This window comes from Alcaligenes sp. 13f (assembly GCF_020496585.1).
In the GTDB taxonomy this organism is placed as follows: domain Bacteria; phylum Pseudomonadota; class Gammaproteobacteria; order Burkholderiales; family Burkholderiaceae_B; genus Alcaligenes; species Alcaligenes phenolicus.
Genome location: NZ_JAHKKC010000006.1, coordinates 104,363 through 120,570 on the forward strand (window position 1 = coordinate 104,363; position 16,208 = coordinate 120,570).

Annotated in this window: 14 protein-coding genes and 3 pseudogenes; 11 read left to right on the top strand and 6 right to left on the bottom strand. The window is 49.8% G+C overall.

Going from position 1 to position 16,208, the window contains the following annotated elements:
• The first annotated feature begins 13 nt into the window (after window positions 1-13).
• Together KOE80_RS06760 and KOE80_RS06765 are read left to right on the top strand one after the other, a co-directional pair.
• Window positions 14-1,642: a conjugal transfer protein TraG N-terminal domain-containing protein gene (locus KOE80_RS06760; RefSeq protein ID WP_226348692.1), complete on the top strand. Its 1,629-nt coding sequence runs from the start codon at window positions 14-16 to the stop codon at window positions 1,640-1,642.
• 265 nt (window positions 1,643-1,907) lie between these two features.
• Complete coding sequence (locus KOE80_RS06765) at window positions 1,908-3,773, top strand: hypothetical protein (protein WP_226348693.1); 1,866 nt, start codon at window positions 1,908-1,910, stop codon at window positions 3,771-3,773.
• Window positions 3,774-4,030: 257 nt separating this feature from the next.
• Here KOE80_RS06765 and KOE80_RS06770 read toward each other — a convergent pair whose 3' ends face one another.
• The 4 genes from KOE80_RS06770 to KOE80_RS06785 all read right to left on the bottom strand — a co-directional run bounded on the left by KOE80_RS06770 (window position 4,031) and on the right by KOE80_RS06785 (window position 6,570).
• The gene (locus KOE80_RS06770) at window positions 4,031-5,047 is read right to left on the bottom strand and encodes a DUF4365 domain-containing protein (protein ID WP_226348694.1); all 1,017 of its coding nucleotides are present in this window, start codon (window positions 5,045-5,047) and stop codon (window positions 4,031-4,033) included.
• Window positions 5,048-5,494: 447 nt separating this feature from the next.
• Window positions 5,495-5,821 carry a type II toxin-antitoxin system PemK/MazF family toxin gene (locus KOE80_RS06775; protein WP_226348695.1) on the bottom strand — a complete coding sequence of 109 codons (327 nt, stop codon included), beginning with the start codon at window positions 5,819-5,821 and terminating at the stop codon, window positions 5,495-5,497.
• Window positions 5,818-5,970, bottom strand: a complete 153-nt coding sequence (locus KOE80_RS06780; RefSeq protein WP_319002387.1) for an antitoxin MazE-like protein — start codon at window positions 5,968-5,970, stop codon at window positions 5,818-5,820. Before KOE80_RS06780 ends, KOE80_RS06775 begins: the two co-directional genes overlap by 4 nt.
• A 228-nt stretch (window positions 5,971-6,198) precedes the next feature.
• Complete coding sequence (locus tag KOE80_RS06785) at window positions 6,199-6,570, bottom strand: hypothetical protein (protein ID WP_226348697.1); 372 nt, start codon at window positions 6,568-6,570, stop codon at window positions 6,199-6,201.
• 151 nt (window positions 6,571-6,721) lie between these two features.
• Between KOE80_RS06785 and KOE80_RS06790 the strand changes: the two are divergent.
• From KOE80_RS06790 to KOE80_RS06820, 7 genes and pseudogenes are all read left to right on the top strand, one after another.
• A pseudogene (locus KOE80_RS06790) lies at window positions 6,722-7,530 on the top strand (SprT-like domain-containing protein).
• A 92-nt stretch (window positions 7,531-7,622) separates the two neighbouring features.
• The gene (locus KOE80_RS06795) at window positions 7,623-8,111 is read left to right on the top strand and encodes a PH domain-containing protein (RefSeq protein WP_226348698.1); all 489 of its coding nucleotides are present in this window, start codon (window positions 7,623-7,625) and stop codon (window positions 8,109-8,111) included.
• Window positions 8,112-8,132: 21 nt separating this feature from the next.
• Window positions 8,133-8,891, top strand: coding sequence for a DsbC family protein (locus tag KOE80_RS06800; RefSeq protein ID WP_131071809.1), 759 nt, complete (start codon window positions 8,133-8,135; stop codon window positions 8,889-8,891).
• A 12-nt stretch (window positions 8,892-8,903) separates the two neighbouring features.
• Entirely contained in the window at window positions 8,904-9,503 is a 600-nt protein-coding gene (locus KOE80_RS06805; RefSeq protein ID WP_131071810.1) for a hypothetical protein, read from the top strand.
• A gap of 11 nt (window positions 9,504-9,514) precedes the next feature.
• A complete protein-coding gene (locus tag KOE80_RS06810) occupies window positions 9,515-10,405 on the top strand; it encodes a hypothetical protein (RefSeq protein WP_052695811.1) in 891 nt (296 codons plus the stop codon).
• A gap of 102 nt (window positions 10,406-10,507) precedes the next feature.
• Window positions 10,508-10,828, top strand: a complete 321-nt coding sequence (locus KOE80_RS06815) for an H-NS family nucleoid-associated regulatory protein (RefSeq protein WP_226348699.1) — start codon at window positions 10,508-10,510, stop codon at window positions 10,826-10,828.
• Window positions 10,829-11,649: 821 nt separating this feature from the next.
• Window positions 11,650-12,323, top strand: a pseudogene (locus KOE80_RS06820) (recombinase family protein).
• A gap of 210 nt (window positions 12,324-12,533) precedes the next feature.
• On the opposite strand, the pseudogene KOE80_RS06825 reads toward KOE80_RS06820, so the two are convergent.
• Window positions 12,534-12,847: pseudogene (locus tag KOE80_RS06825) on the bottom strand (Tn3 family transposase); the annotation flags it as partial.
• 26 nt (window positions 12,848-12,873) lie between these two features.
• A complete protein-coding gene (locus KOE80_RS06830) occupies window positions 12,874-13,626 on the bottom strand; it encodes an alpha/beta hydrolase family protein (RefSeq protein ID WP_212710221.1) in 753 nt (250 codons plus the stop codon).
• A 240-nt stretch (window positions 13,627-13,866) separates the two neighbouring features.
• Between KOE80_RS06830 and KOE80_RS06835 the strand changes: the two genes are divergently transcribed.
• Window positions 13,867-14,736: a DMT family transporter gene (locus KOE80_RS06835; RefSeq protein WP_001567390.1), complete on the top strand. Its 870-nt coding sequence runs from the start codon at window positions 13,867-13,869 to the stop codon at window positions 14,734-14,736.
• A 133-nt stretch (window positions 14,737-14,869) separates the two neighbouring features.
• Window positions 14,870-16,093, top strand: coding sequence for a MalY/PatB family protein (locus tag KOE80_RS06840; protein WP_023287190.1), 1,224 nt, complete (start codon window positions 14,870-14,872; stop codon window positions 16,091-16,093).
• Window positions 16,094-16,208: the final 115 nt, after the last annotated feature.

The window sequence follows — 16,208 nt, forward strand, 5'->3', positions numbered from 1 at the left end:
GGGGGAATAAGCCATGCAACTAGACAGTTACCTCGAACTCTTTACCACTTTCTACGGGTGGGCTTTTGCCAATATTTTTGGCGAGATCGTGACCGGCACCGGCTTGGTCGTCATCCCCTTTCTGGTGGTCGTCCTCAATGCCTGGCGCGAAGCTGGCCAGCGAGGAATGCAAGACATCGGCGTTATGGGGGTCATCAAAAGCGTACAAACCCAGCTTATCGTCATGTTGTTTGTGATGTCGGTCTGCTTTTTCACATCGCCCATCACAAGCCTAACGTATGCGCGCTTGTCGTACGTGCCTCCTCCTTCGATTGATAACCCTAACCCTGTAGAGGCAACGCCTGGAGCCAGTGGCAGCACCTACGATACGGCACTACGCGATGCTATTGATGGAAGCATGAGTCAGGCCAGCGGACTGAGTAACGTGCCCCTATGGTGGTATTCCATCATGTCCATCAGCTCTGGGATAAACAATGCCTTTCGCAATGGCATGAATAATTCCGGCTCTGACATGCGGGTTTTGGAGGATATGGCCAAGAATGCCACAATCGAAGACCCCGCGTTGCTCGGCGATGTGCAACGGTTTTATAGCGAATGCTTTATCCCGGCACGCAGTCAGTATCTGCGCAGCGATCGCAGCAGAATCAGTGCATCAGGTGCCTCGATCTTGGCAGAATCCAATACCGACTATGGACCAACTGATGTGGATTGGATGGGCAGCCAGTTTTTCAGAACTGAGCCTGGATATTACGCCTCCATGCGCAGTCGTGCTCCAGTAACTGGTTTTGCGATCGATTACTCCCGCGATACGGAGTACTACGACCCATCGAGCGACGTGGATCCACAAGTCACCGGCGCGGTAAACCCAGAGTTTGGACGCCCAACCTGCAAGCAATGGTGGGAGGATCAGCTACGAGAAAAGCTGATCGATGGAAGCCCTGGGGTGCGAGCGTTCGCATCCAGAGCAGCGAACGTTCTCACCTTTACGTCGTTCGACAAACAAAAAGATGAAGTGGCTCGTCTGGCGTCAACCGCAGCCAATCCAGTCTTTGTTGATTTCGACCAAATGATGGGGACTCCCTATGACTCTGCCACGGTCGCGGGTCGAACAATAACGGGCGCAGGAAGCACGCTCGGTGTTGGTGGGGCAGCCTTCATGGCCAGCATGGCATGGATGCCCTTAGTGACGTCCTTACCTATGATCCAGGCCTTAGTCCTCATGGGGATCTACGCTTTTCTACCCTTGGCCACCTTGGTCAGCGGTTTCAGTCTCCGGGTATTGTTCTTAGGTGCCATGGCCATTCTTACTATCAAGATGTGGGCGTCGATGTGGTACATCGCCACTTGGATCGACGGCCACCTCATCAACGCCATGTACCCTGGCGCTCTGGGCAATATATTTGTCCAAGAAGCCATGATGATCGGTAAAGGAGCTATTCCGGCTGGCTACAAGAGAATGGTACTGAACACGATATTATTGTCGTTGTATGTCGGTCTACCGATCATTTGGTCGTCGATGATGGCATGGGCCGGATTCAATATTGCCGGGGGTATCGATAAAATGGTAAGTGAAGGAGGAAACGGAGCAGCCAACTCCGGACGACTTCCACTGCTAGGGAAATTTTTTGGTGGGAAGAAGTAAAATCCCATTTCATCGTGACTGACTTCTCGCAGACAATAAGATGCTTCAAATGGCTCCTCCCGAACGGGCCCGGACTTGGGGACCGCCCCGGCGACGACGAGTTCAGGTGGCTTGCGCATGCGATGAGGGCTAGGTGGCCTGACCCTATCGAGTCGGTCTTCAGCTTCTTGGAGTGAATTGCCCCGGGAATCGAGGAGGCTATTCACAGAGCATTACAATCTTGAAGTAAGCCTGTCTCACTTAGAATGCCTATGAGTGTACGCACATGACGAACAAAGAATACGAGGAAAAGCAGCAACTGATGGATGTGGCCACTTTAAAAGATTTTTCCCACATCAAGCTTTCATCACTTCTTGCCATGAGCAACTCGCTGAATTTCCATACACTAGAACAAGTGTTCCTAAAAGCCTCACGCCAAGCAGAAGAGGCTGGGGATTTCTCTGCTGTAAGAGCCTATAAAGTTCTCGCTGTTATATGCAGCTATCACTTCAATTCCGATAAAACCAACGCTTTTACGCCTCAGATCATGATGGAAGGTAAAAGATCACTCATTCCTAGCGACTATATCGGTGAGCAGCAGGACATACTCACAAAAATAGCTGAACAAGTCGATCATCCTCTATTGCGAGCTCGAATTGCTGATAGTTGCTGGGATAGCAATAGAAAATTGTACTTAATGGCTGACCTAGCCTCGAGTTCATATCTAGCTGCCGTCAAATCATTTTTCAATAAAGAGCTTCTATTCCAATATGAGTCTGATTTTGGTGTACCGGCTTCCCTTGTGGATTTTATCGAAAGAGCCTTCACCATATATTCTTTAATAGGTAAAAGCAGAGAAATCCCAGAAACCGCGAAAAAGATATTTGCACATGCCCACCAAACAGCCAGAAATAATAGCAATTTAGTAGCCTTTAGAAGGCTATCTGTTTTAGGCCAGTCATACGGCTTACTGGAATGGAGCGTGGTAGCCAAGGAGGCTGAAGCTATGGCTGCAGCTAATAAGGATAAACAATATGCTGAAGCTGTTAAGAGCGTATGGCATTTAGCAGCGCGTGCCTATTTGACTGGTGGGGACAAAGACTCCTCAAAGCGGTGCAAAGTGAACGCCGTAGACCAGACACTGCGAATGCGCGACGGCGTGAGTTCTGCCACGGCAAAAGCGTCTTGGACACGAGACGCTATTGGCGAGCTACGTGCCATCGGAGGCATGCATGCGAAGATCGAGATCCTCAAGAAGGAGCTACAACAATACGAAAAAAACTCACTATCTGAATATAGCGAATTCAGCATCCCGATTGACTTAACTAAAGAACGTGAGGCCACCAGTGATGAGTTCGCAGAACTTGAGGTCCACGAAATGCTCTTACGTCTAGCCTTTATTGCCCAAAACCCCAAAAAAATTGCACTCCATGCCCAATGCTTAAAAAAGAAAAACGAGTATTTTTTTTCGGCGATATTTAGAAAAACCTATTCAGACGAGGAAGGAAAAGTAATTGCAACTGCCCCTGCAGCACCTTTGTATGGCAACCCATCAGAAGAATGGTTTGATCATGAAAGCCTTACTGAGATGGCCTTGCACTACCACATCCTAGTTGAGGGGCGCATAAAGCCAGCGTTCATTACAATGTCTCGTAACCAAGCTATTGATGAACGACATTTTGAGCCAATTGCATACCACAGTATATTTGTACCTCCAGGGCATGAGTCAATTTTTTCAATTGGCTTCGCTAGGCTTATTCAAGGTGACATGGTTTCAGCGGCTCACCTTCTTATACCCCAGCTAGAAAACTCACTTCGATATGTGTTAAATAATCGAGGCTCAAGTACAGCGAAGATGAATCTTAATCTTACACAAGAGGATCAATCTTTAAGCCAAATGTACTCAAATCGGAGGGGGGAACTTGAGCAAGTGTTTGGCGTGGATATGACTTACGCCTTCCATCTACTATTCAACCTGAAAGGCGGTCCCATGCTGAGACACGAGATGGCTCACGGAAAATTTACTACCAGCCACTCCTATCAGAGTTCATGCATTTATGCTTGCTGGCTGATATACCACCTGACCTGTGCGCCTCTTAGCAGATACTGGGAGACACATATATCTAAAGAAATTCAAGAGGTCACGCATTAATTCATTTAAAGGTAGCACACATTAGCAACAACTCGCTGCGACCTAGCGCTGCTCTCAGGGGATAGGGAACTTGACAAGGAAAGTTGGTTTATTTGCCATGGAGTCGGCCAAACTTCGTTAGAAACAGGCATAATGACGTAGTGCCTGGAGGGCTATGTGGGCTAGTTTCGGGTACGCGTCCTGATAATCAAAACGCGATGTTGCCCTGGCAACAGTCCAAGGTCTGGCTCCAACGCTCCTCCTGCGCACACTGCAACTCACCGTCGTCTTGCAAGTTCGTAGACGGAATAGAGACAACGAGTGATCAGAGTACTAAATGGACCGCTGGTTTGTGTCGGTTCCATCTTCGTACACTCGATAATCACCCGAATAACAGCTTCCTGGCGCTCATAGAACGTCACTCGTGCCGTTATGGCCTCGTAGTAACGGTCCCACTTGCTCCCGTCTGCACGCGTCTTCTGCTGGGCGTTGCTTAGCCTCTTTCGAGGGAGACCGGAGGATTGTTCCAGCATCCTGCTCGCCACAGGCAGTAGCAATAGCGATTGGAACATGGTTTGTTTTGATCGACCGATACGCGTCATGTGCCGCCATCCCCTGTTGGTCACCTGCGCAACGAAGTGCCCTGGATTGGCCTTGCTATACCTCATCCAATCCGTATAGAACCCCCGGCAAGTATCGTGAAAGCTTCCAGCAAGCGCGAGCGCCTGGACAGGCATGTGATTGGACCATGGAAGCCTATTCGGAGCCATCAGAGTCGGCAGTTGGCGTAACTCAGCCCAGCGCCAACAAAGATTGTAAATTTCACCTTTTCCCGCCGCATCAAACTTCCGCTTCACATCAAATGTGATCTGGGCAGGTGTCGCCAATGTTCGTGGATCTTTCAGGTCAACCCAGTATGCGATCGGATCTCCCTTAGTAATCCGCGGAGGAGTGACGTGAATCATAATCGCAGGGCCTGGCATTGAGAGCCATCGTGGTAAATGTGCACTGTTGTACTTACCACCCAGATTTAAAGCATACGTGCCGGTCTTTGGGGGCATCTTGCTCCTGTAGCCGGTCTTGATCTGGGCGAAAATCACGTCGCCTGTCGGGCCTGCATAACCTTTAGTCTTTTCTCTTCGTTTGAGAAAGATTAAAACGTCGATGCTATTGTCATTATGGGCAGACACAACTTCGACTCCGCAACCCCACAGCCCTTCCACGATCCATGTGACCCAACTAACTCCGATCTGACCAATGTGAGTCGTGTCATAAATCTTCTTGCTTTTCTTCATCCGCGTTGGCTCTCTGCTGGCCCCTTGATAAAGCTTTAATTATGATTTTGTTAAGGGGTCTCACTTCGACGCTTGCCCCCCGATCGTAATCCTACATCTGTGGCTAGTATGTTGTGCGCTAAGAGGCAAACTCGCTCCGAATTCCTCCCGAATTTCCTAAACACTCAATGACCACTTCTGGTCGTAAACAATCGTTAAAAAATAATTCAGTCACTCACGATCCCCCCAGTAGAACTCCCAGCTAGGATCCATCCGATCCAACGGATCGGGGACTTCTGGTGCGGCCATATTATTCAAGTTTTCATTATTGTTTGAATTTATTAATAGTAGAAAAAAATCAATCACGAGCAATAACCCGATCCACATCACCCTTGCAATAAAAATACTCCCATGACGTGCTAACTTCAGAGCATATTTCATATACCTCAGCCCTCCTCACACCCAGTATTACTTTGCGATTCCCAAGAAAACAGCAAGGCACCGTTCAATTTCTACCAGTGTATCAGCACTAACAGATCCAAAGGTTTGGCCAATCTTATCCCGTTTAACGGTCAATGCCTTATCGATCATGATTTGTGATGTTTTTTGTAGACCATTATCTGGGTCTGGCTGAATGCTAATGCGCAATAAAGGCGCATTCACAATTGTGCTGGTCACTGGAAGTACAGTGACCGAGGAATGGGCAGCAAATAAATCCGCCTGGATCACTAAGGCAGGACGAGGCTTTCCAAAATCCCCTTGCATTGCAACAGTAACTAGATCCCCACGCCTCATTCTGTCCAACCATCCAGGTCAGCCAGAGCCTCATCCATAAAATGCTCTGTATCCACATCAGCCCTATCTGCCTTGGCCACCCGCAGCGCCTGACGACGGCATTCCGCCGCAAAATCAGGCCGACGGGTATCAGGCACCCAAAGCTGCACTGGGCGCAATCCTGCTTGCCGGAGCGAATCTCGGTGCTTCTGCACTCTCGCGTTTACATTTGCCATCTTGATCTCCATAACTATGCACTTATAGTACGGCCATCATCCGTTACATGCAACATGCCTCGGTAGTAGTTGTGCAACGCCAAGACAAGGCCCCTTGAGTTCGTGATCGATAGCCCAGGGTCCTGCGCTCAAACCGAAACAGCCGTCAATTACATAACACCATCAACGGGGCTTGCTTCGTGCCTGATGGTTCCGCTCTTGCATCACCTGCATCACTTCCTCATGGGTGTACAACCTGGCATTGGGATCACTGACTTCACCCAGAGCTTCTTCAACCTCCCGGGCTATCTGCTCGTATTCCTCCGGCCATAGCTCCTGCTCCATACGCAGCGACGCCTGGCCCAGCAAGTGCAGCAGGCCGAACAGCCGCATGTCGTTGGTCGCGACGATATGCTCCCGAATCAGTTCGTTTATTGCTACGCTAGCTTGGTACGCCGCAGGCGTGGCCGTCCCTTCGTAGTCGGTCGGGAATTCCGTTTCCTCAACGATCCGTGCCCAAATGCTGGCCAGGGCCTCAATGTTGGATGTACTCATTTCAATCCATATAAGCTTTTAGAACTGCAGTTTCAGGAGCACAAAATCTCATGCAGTAACTAGGTTAACTGTCCCCAGCCTCAAATTCGACCAATGCTTTGACGCCAAATGTAGTGTATTGTGCAATACAAATTCATACCTTAAGACCGCCATGAACATGAAAACGGCACCGACCCATCAAACATATACCGAGCTGCAACAAGCCTACGATCATTTTAATACCGCCCTATTCGACGGTAGGTTGCCTAACTGTTTGATTACTTTGCAACGCGAGAAACGCTCAATGGGCTACTTCTCAAGCCAGCGATTTGTAGATGCGCAAGGCACCTATACAGACGAAATAGCGATGAACCCGGCATACTTTGCCGTCGTGCCCTTGATCGAAACCATGCAAACTTTGGTACATGAAATGTGCCATCTCTGGCAATTCCATTTTGGCAAGCCTGGCCGTGGCAGGTATCACAATGAAGAGTGGGCCTCGAAGATGGAAGCGATTGGACTGATGCCCTCTTCGACAGGCCAGCCTGGTGGCGCACGCACTGGCCAACTCATGGCTGATTATGCGATTGAGGACGGCAAATTTGTGAAAGCGTGCGCCGATCTGCTCACCCAGTCATTCTGTCTGACCTGGTACGATCGCTTCTCACATGCCGACGCACCTCGTAGCGCCGCTGAGCGCTTGGACACATCTCAGTAGGAGGTGGAGCTCCTCCATACATCGCACTTCCAGCACTCACTCAAGCTTTGGCATCCAGTGCCACCTCCACAAGCAACGCCGCCCAGGGCGACGAGAGTATGCCAGTAAAACCCACCGGCAATTCAAACCGATGGAAGTACGTCTGCCCATGCGGCACAAGCGTCTGGGGTAAACCAAAGTTGAAGATTATCTGCGGGTCCTGTGAAAGCCCATTCACATCGCCGGACGCAGCTCGACTAAGCACCAACAGCGAATTGGCATAGAATTGATTTAAAGGCTTGTCAAGTCGAAACCCTTGGTTATGTGCCCAAGGGTTTGAACAGACACATACTTCATGCGGCCCTACAGTGGCCACATGGACCCATTCGACACTCCTACTCCACTATCACAGGCAGCTGCCAGCCACATTGCGCCTCCTGCATCCACACGAGAGACAGAACTTATCTGGGTAGGCACTGAAGGCCAGCTCGTCAATGCGGGCTGGTTCATTGGAGCTATCCTGTTCTGCTGGACAGTCATACCTGTCCTGTGGGCGATCTACCGATACCTTAAGGTTGCCAATCATCGCTATGAACTGACGAACCAACGCCTACTGGAGTACAGCGGGATCCTCGTCAAACGTGTCGAAACCCTGGAGTTATACCGGGTAAAAGACATCGCCGTTTCCGGCACCCTCTTTCAAGCCCTGTTCGGCCGTGGCCGTGTCGTTTTGCAAACCACTGACGCCTCGACGCCGACCGTGCACATCAGCGCGATCGCTAGCCCTCAGCACGTCTCCCAACTTATTCGTGACGCGGTCGAACAATGCCGTGTCGCCCGAGGCGTTCGCGCCTTTGATTACTGACAACCAGGATTCTTCCGAACAATGCTTACCTCAACCTATTCCCCTTCTTCTTTGCTGATTCGCCTGGCAGCCAGTGCAAGCCTTAGCCTGGGACTGGCCACAGCGTCCTGGGCTCAAAGCGTACCGTCTGACGTGCAAGCAGCTATTGAGGAACACACTCAAGGTTCTGTCCCCATCGATAGCATCTCAACCACGCCTATTGCCGGCATCTACCAGGTCACTAGTGGCAACGAGATTTTCTACAGCGACTCGACCGGGCGGTACGCATTTGTCGGCGGCGCCCTCATGGACATGAAAGACCGCCGTGATGTGACCGCACCAGCCCTTGAGAAGCTCAACACGATCCCATGGGAATCACTACCGCTGAGTCAAGCCATTGTGCAGGTCCATGGCAACGGACAACGCAAGATGGCCGTCTTTGAGGATCCGCTCTGCCCCATCTGCCGCGTGTTCACAAAATTCGTCGATCAGCTTGAAAACGTAACGGTCTATCGATTTGTCTTTCCCGTTATTGACCCGCAATCAGCCCCCATTGCCCGTAAAGCTTGGTGTTCAACAGACCGAAACACCGCTTGGAACATGGTCATGAATGGTCGAAATATTGATGGCCGTGAGGACTGCGACATTTCTGGTTTGGTGGAGATTTTAAAGTTTGGAGAAGCAAACAATATCGCTAACACACCTACAGTTATATTGGGCAACGGAAAGCGGTTAGTTGGCGCAACACCTCCAGAGCAATTTATTGCAGAATTAGATGCTTCAGAGTTATCAAAAAACTAAGGGAAGATAAAGATGAAGTTTAATAAATTAGCCAGCATCGCATTTACGTTCTCGCTAGTAATCTCTAACCTAGCACAGGCACAAGGCACTAACAGCCAAAGCAATCTACCGCCTGGGCTTAAGTGGGAGCCGATGACGGTGGTCGGTTTTAATACAGGATCTATGGAGCTTCCTCACGCTTCTCGTGCGGAAATGAGTCTTGCTAGAAATATTTGGGAAAAGGAAATTGAATCAACTGGATCTGGCTTAACGCCCGGATCGAAAATGGCGTCTTTCATCTTAATAAAACCGTATTCAGTAAACGGCAGCCAATTCGTTTTTTCAATCTTTAGCTCCGGTTTTTCTAATGGCTGCATTCCTCCCGCCAACGGTCGTGGAATTGAAGATATGTATTCCGTCTGCCCGATGCGCGTGACTCAAATGAATAGCAGCAAGTCCGTATCGAAGGATTTTCCTGAATACTGCCATCTCTATCCTGAGCCAGCTGATAAACCGGGAGAAATCAATCAATCTCAAATTGCTTTCGACCGAAACACGATGACTGCTTATTTTCGCATTATCCAACATGGCAAGCACGTGAAATCGTGCGATAGAACCCTACGAATCCAATAAAAGGCAAAACAGTGATACGCAAGCGATCGATCTCAGGGTGGCTTTTATATACAGCCTCAGCGGTAGCATTCGCAGCAGCACTTGTTACGGCAGCACAAGTGGCGGATGCTGTCCGCAACTCACCCAACGCCAGCCCATGGCTCAAGGCAAATGCGGATGCCGTAGGCCGGTTGGCCATGTTTGAATCGAGTGGGCAGCTTGACATCTATAACGGGTCTTGTTGTACAGGCATCCTGCAGATGAACAAAACCAATATCCGTGAATATGCAAAAACAACCCCTGATGATTTTGCAACTTGGGACTTGCAACGCCAAGTCGATGCTTGGACAAAACTGACCACTGATGCCATGCAAGCACGGGCTCCCAAGACTCTTGCGGGACTGGGAACGTTCGATGGCCGAGAAGTCGATGGTGATATGGTACTGGCATGCGTCCAGCTCGGAATCGGGAATTGCCAGAAAATGATCAACTCAGGCAGTTGTAACGGCTTTGCGGATATCAATGGGACGACCATCTGCAAAATGGCTGACCGAATACGAAATGGCCCGCCTACGGGTAATAACGGCGATCCAGTAGACGACATCATTCGACCAAACCCTGATCAAGGTGGCACCTACCGACCACCCATCGATCCGTGTATCCGTGAAGGTGAAGCCTGCCTGCCTTTAACCGAAAGCCTGGAGCAAGGATTTGCATCTGGATCTGGCGTCAGCATGGGCAATTTAAGAGCGATCATTTTTGCGATATCAACTGCTTTTGTTACCCTTATCTTGATGTCGTTTATTACGGCGCTTTTTCGAAACTACTCAACTGGTTCAATCGAAAAGGTTGAGCTTGTAAGTGGCGTACAGAAAACCATCATGATCGGAATGTCATTCATTGTTGTGATGTCGTTGTTCTAACTCAAGAAAAAAAGTTAGCCAGGCCGCTGGTGCCTGGCCAACATCCACGTTAGAAAGGCCACCTCTCAGTTTCGCCGGTTGAGAGATAATAAAGAGGAACGCATGAGAAAAGAATTTAATTCCATCACCGAAATAAAAAATGAAATTGCTCGACTGCAACGTGATGCCGATAAATTGAAACAGAAAACAAGATCTAAAGTAATCAGCGATATTCTTCGCTCGATGAAGGAGCACGACCTAACACCTGAAGATATTGCCCAGGTGTTTCAAAAAAACCCGTTAAAGACGAAAGCAGTATCGAAAATCAGGTATCAGCACCCAGATGGTCATACGTGGACTGGTAGAGGACGCACGCCGACATGGATCAAGCAAATTGAATCGGAAGGCCGTTCTCGTGAAGACTTTGCTGTTAGCAATAATTGAACTCAAACTATGGAGGCTGGCAACATGCTCAACTCAAACCCACAAATAGCAGAAATCCAAGCTCTGGATGGACGCATCGCTTCAACGCTGTCCTCTCTAGAAACGGCTGTACTGAACTTCTACCACGCCCGAGGCCGAAAATACGGTGTATCCGTGACTGTCGCCAATCGAGCTGCCCCAATAAAGGTGGCTAAGAATAATTTGGAAATAAGCTGACTAGAGATTGATCACTTTCATTACAGACGTCAGACCTGGTGAGACCAATATCCTGACTTCTAGCCGTTATTCTCGTTTACTCGTGACCTCTCTTGAAGGCGAGGTCTTGAGCAGCCTCCCTGCTCCCCCACAAGGCTGGACTACAGAAACATTGAACGCAGAGGCAGAGCGACTCATCCCTCTAACCAGATGGGGCGCAGATGTTTACCTCGGGCATCACTGGGTAGGAAGCACAGAAGTTTAAATTTGAGAAGTCAGTTTTTTGGCACTAAAGGGAGTTGGCCATAAAAATGGTTCATTTAAGTAGCCAAGAACCGCCTGGCTCAATAGGTTCGGGAAGCAGTATTTTTGGCTACCCTTCCCAAGGGTGGACAAGATGGGTATACCCAAAATGACCAGAAAAGGTGACGGCGTGAATAGGCAGAGAAGTATTACGGTGTTTATGGCATTGCTCTGTTTTGGCGGTGGCGTTGCCAACGCAGTATCGGCCATCCATCTTTTTATGGCTCGCACGGACTTCCAACAATTTCTATGGCATGCAGCAACCGCAGTGCTAGCTTTTGGCTTTGCGATTGTTGCTCTGCTTACTAGGCGAAATATAAATAATGAGTCCAAGTAAACACCACGAGGCACCGGGCGCTGCCCTCAAGGTGGCACGCATCTACATGCGCGTGAGCACGGAGGACCAGGACCTAAACCGGCAGGATGCCATCGTAGAGAGCACGAAAGCAGCCGGCTTTTACGTCGCCGGCATTTACCGCGAGAAAGCCAGCGGCGCACGGGCCGATCGCGCGCCGAGCTACTGCGCCTGATTGCCGACCTGCAACCAGGTGAAGTCGTGGTTGCGGAAAAGATTGACCGAATCAGCCGCTTGCCGCTAGTAGAGGCCGAACGCCTGGTAGCCTCGATCAGGGCTAAAGGTGCCAGGCTGGCAGTGCCTGGTGTTGTGGATTTGACGGAGCTGGCCGCCGAGGCGAAAGGAGTGGCCAAGGTTGTCCTGGAATCCGTCCAGGACATGCTTTTGAAGCTGGCGTTGCAGATTGCACGCGACGACTACGAGGATCGGCGCGAGCGGCAGCGACAAGGCGTGGAGCTGGCCAAGGATGCTGGGCGCTATGCAGGCCGCAAAGCTGACACCCAAATGCACGATCGGATTATTGCGCTGCGGTCTGCAGGCCACAGCATTGCTGCTACGGCAAGATTGGCCGGATGCAGCGCAAGTCAGGTCAAGAGAGTTTGGGCGCTTCATCAACCATTGGCGCGGTCGGCCGGGTCGTAGTGTCCCATGCTCTAAAAACTTACTGAGATACAAGCAGAAATGACTTTTCAGGTTTATTCTGTAAAATCACTGTTTATTTATCCAGTAAAAATTATGAATACTCCACTTCCTGTGACGCAGCTTCCAGCTCAGGTCTGGGCAATTCCTGCGACTGTAGGGGTCCGCTTGGAAAACGGAAATTATCCCACGCTAAGACTATATTTTGTACAGCAGTGGAGAAGGATGAGAGACCAGCAGTTCATTAACAGGGACTCCTTTTTGCTTAAGCGGCTCAATGGTTCTTTCTATATAAACCGTATTCCAGAGTGTTATCGCCGCCGTATGTAGTGTTAGCGCCGGTGGCGTGGTAACGCTGATCCTCTCACCCCCAGATCCCTGATTTCATTCAGCCGGTGCATGAAGGATGCTCGCCCAAGGGCCTCACCCTTATTCAGCCCCACCTGTATGCATCGGCCTAAGCCTTTATCGCAAAATCAGTCCAGCATAAACAGCGTCCGATCTCTGCAGAAAATCGCCCTCTGCGCTACGAGTTTGAACGCATTTACTCTGTTTATAGGTAACATTCGCTCCACGATATAATGATATCGGCAACGTATTCAGCATCCTGAGTATGAGTCAGAAGGTGATCCGCCTTACCCAACGAAATGAAACTCTTGGGATGCTTTGCTGCTTTGAATATTTTTTCGGCCTGCTCAATTAACACAGTATCATCTTCAGTCGCATGAAAAATAAGCAGAGGCTTGTTCATGGCGAACACCTTATGAGCGATTTTGTGTTCCTGAATATTGTCCAGCATCTGTTTCTTTAAGGTAAATACCCGCCCGGCCAGCTCAACGGGATAGGCTCCATGCTGGTTAATGTTTTCAACATCATCCTTAAAAAGACGTTTTACGTGTGTCAGTTCTCCGGGTGATCCTATGGTGACAACGGCCTTTGCCTCAGGAACTTCGCCGGCAATAGACAGAATGGCCGATCCCCCCAGGCTATGGCCGATGAGCAAAGAAGGCGCTTCGTACTGTCGGCGGAGATAATCTACCGCGCAAAGCAGGTCCGAAATATTGGATGAGAAGTTGGTGTTGGAAAAATCCCCTTCGCTGTTTCCCAGACCAGTAAAATCAAACCGGAGAACGGCGATAGCATTCTCTGTCAGTTTCCGCGCAATACGCGCCGCGCCTTTGAGGTCTTTGCCACACGTAAAACAATGAGCTAACAGCGCAAACGCTTTAGGATTTTCAGGAAGTTCAAGCAATCCGGCCAGTTCTTCACCAGCCGCATTTTTGAACGTAAATTTTAGTTTTTTCATAGGATATTCCAGGTCTTAAACTGATTTCATATGTTTGATCGCAGGGAAAAATAATCTTCTGCTCTGCATCTGGCATTACGCGTTTTCCTTCCTCTACTGGGGATGTGAAACAGAATTCATTCCGAATGCCTGTCCTCACCTTCCAGTTTGAAAGCTGATTATTGCTTCCTGTTCGGTGATCACTTACGCTATGCTACCAACTAGATGGTAGTTTACAAGAATTTTATGAGGTCTCACTGAATGGCCAATTGCGCGCTCATTCTTAAAATATCCCTGGCAATGCTGGCATTTGCTGCAAACTCTATTCTGTGCCGTCTGGCCCTGCAGGGAGGCCACATTGATCCCCTTTCATTCAGCAGCCTCAGGCTGGCCAGTGGTGCACTCGTCCTGTCACCTTTCTTGTTTTATCACGCAAAAACTACATTATCGCTGTGGCGTCCGCTGAGCGGATTTTACCTCATGGTGTACGCAGTGCTCTTCTCTGTCGCCTATATCCATCTCGATACCGGGGCAGGTGCGCTGTTACTTTTTGGTGCCGTACAGTTTGCGATGGTGATCCACGGATTATTTAAAGGGGAATCACTCTCCGTTATGCGGGCTTGCGGTTTAGTTATTGCTCTGGCAGGAATTGCTGCCCTGCTGTTACCCGGGGCGAAGGCACCGCCGCTTTACAGTGCACTTATGATGATCGTTGCCGGATTAGCCTGGGCCGCCTATTCCGTCAGGGGGAGGGCGGGCCAGGCGGCCGGGGCTTCAACGGCGGCAAATTTTGTACTCGCCACGCCGATGGCTCTCGCTCTTTCGTTGCTGTTTATGAAGCAGGGTCACTATGATGCTGCGGGCATTGCTTTGTCATTGCTGTCCGGTGCCGCCGCCTCAGCCGGTGCATATGTATTGTGGTATACCCTTTTACCCTCTCTCGGCTCTATCACCGCCAGTACCCTTCAGCTCAGCGTTCCCTGTCTGGCAATGCTAGGGGGTGTGGTATTCCTGGATGAATCACTGACGGTCAGAACGATATTTTCTGCCCTGGCGGTGCTGACTGGCATTGTGATGGTGACACGCGAGAAATCCCCCCGTCAGTCGATGACAAAGGCGAGAGAACCTTAATAACGCAATTAATTCATGCAGTTGTGATGATTCTCTTATGTTAATCACACGAGCCAGTTTTCCCGCTCCGGCATCAGACTGACAGTAATACTGAGGTCGACGTTTCTGACTACACCTAAGGCAGGTTTATGAAATGAAATATGATTTTGATGAGTACGTAAGCAGAGAGAAAACAGACAGTCTCACCGTGGACGGCTGGCGGGAATACCTGTTTTCGGGACAGTCCGAATTTGCAATGCGGTATCCGGCAGAAGGGCTAATCAACCTCTGGGTTGCTGACATGGCTTTTGCCACACCAGAGCCGATTCTTCAGGCCATCAGAGACCGTCTGGATAGAAAAATACTCGGCTACACTAAAATCTACGACGAAGAATACTATGAGATCTTTGGCAGCTGGTGTGAGCGACAATATGGTCACCGTTTCAAAACGGAAGACATTGTGCTGTCTCCGGGCATTATTCCCGCGCTGAACCGTCTCGTCCCGCTTCTGACCGACATGGATGACAGTATTCTTATTATGACGCCTTCATATGGCCCGTTTAAAAAGGCGGGTGAATACAGTCAGCGTCGCGTGGTGTACTCTGCGTTAAAAAAATCAGCAGGCGGCTGGGAACCTGACTGGGAAGACTTTGCACGCAAAGCCAGTCAGGCCGATTTACGTGTGAAAATTCTTTTCCTGTGTAATCCGCATAACCCGACCGGACGAGTCTGGCGGCCTGATGAACTTAAGCGGATTATTGAAATTTGCCTGGCCAATGACATCTGGGTGATATCTGACGAAATTCACTGCGACCTGTCCCGAAGCGGTATCGGTCATACACCGGCCGCCTCTCTTTTCCCTGATTCTACACGCATTATTACCTGCATGTCCTCGAGTAAAACATTCAATCTGGCCGGGAATTTGTTGGCAAATATTATTATTCCGGATCCCGGTGTCAGAAGCGAGTGGCGTCTCAGACACGACGAGTTCATCTCTCCACTGAGCCTGGCAGCAAACAAAGCGGCGTGGAGTGAATGTGATGACTGGCTTGTCCATCTGAGGGAATATATTGACGGCAATTTCCAGTACCTGCACGACTATCTCAAAAGCTATTTACCCGAAACCAGGTTCTCGATCCCCGAAGGGACATATCTGGCCTGGATAGATATTAGCCGCTACCTGCCCGACACCGCAGGTGAGGATTTATCGCTGTATTTTGCCCGGGAGTCAGGGGTCCTTCTTGAAGGGGGCTTGCTGTTTGTCGACAATGGGGACGGATATATCCGGTTAAATCTGGCCTGCCCACGGAGTATGCTGACAGCAGGGATGAAAAGAATTTCACAGGTACTGCGGATACCGGCTCCTCATCGTGTATAACCCCTTTCTCTCTGGCCGTTTTGTCCTGTCAGGATGTCGTCAGAACCCGGCATAACACCCTGTGCCGGGAACACAAAAGGCACGGATGAACAGGTCGTGAATATTCTTAGTGAAG

Bases quoted from the DNA above. Each gene is read 5' to 3' on its own strand.
- KOE80_RS06760 (WP_226348692.1), top strand. From the start codon at position 14: ATGCAACTAGACAGTTACCTCGAACTCTTTACCACTTTCTACGGGTGG.
- KOE80_RS06765 (WP_226348693.1), top strand. From the start codon at position 1,908: ATGACGAACAAAGAATACGAGGAAAAGCAGCAACTGATGGATGTGGCC.
- KOE80_RS06770 (WP_226348694.1), bottom strand. From the start codon at position 5,047: ATGAAGAAAAGCAAGAAGATTTATGACACGACTCACATTGGTCAGATC.
- KOE80_RS06775 (WP_226348695.1), bottom strand. From the start codon at position 5,821: ATGAGGCGTGGGGATCTAGTTACTGTTGCAATGCAAGGGGATTTTGGA.
- KOE80_RS06785 (WP_226348697.1), bottom strand. From the start codon at position 6,570: ATGAGTACATCCAACATTGAGGCCCTGGCCAGCATTTGGGCACGGATC.
- KOE80_RS06795 (WP_226348698.1), top strand. From the start codon at position 7,623: ATGGACCCATTCGACACTCCTACTCCACTATCACAGGCAGCTGCCAGC.
- KOE80_RS06800 (WP_131071809.1), top strand. From the start codon at position 8,133: ATGCTTACCTCAACCTATTCCCCTTCTTCTTTGCTGATTCGCCTGGCA.
- KOE80_RS06805 (WP_131071810.1), top strand. From the start codon at position 8,904: ATGAAGTTTAATAAATTAGCCAGCATCGCATTTACGTTCTCGCTAGTA.
- KOE80_RS06815 (WP_226348699.1), top strand. From the start codon at position 10,508: ATGAGAAAAGAATTTAATTCCATCACCGAAATAAAAAATGAAATTGCT.
- KOE80_RS06830 (WP_212710221.1), bottom strand. From the start codon at position 13,626: ATGAAAAAACTAAAATTTACGTTCAAAAATGCGGCTGGTGAAGAACTG.
- KOE80_RS06835 (WP_001567390.1), top strand. From the start codon at position 13,867: ATGGCCAATTGCGCGCTCATTCTTAAAATATCCCTGGCAATGCTGGCA.
- KOE80_RS06840 (WP_023287190.1), top strand. From the start codon at position 14,870: ATGAAATATGATTTTGATGAGTACGTAAGCAGAGAGAAAACAGACAGT.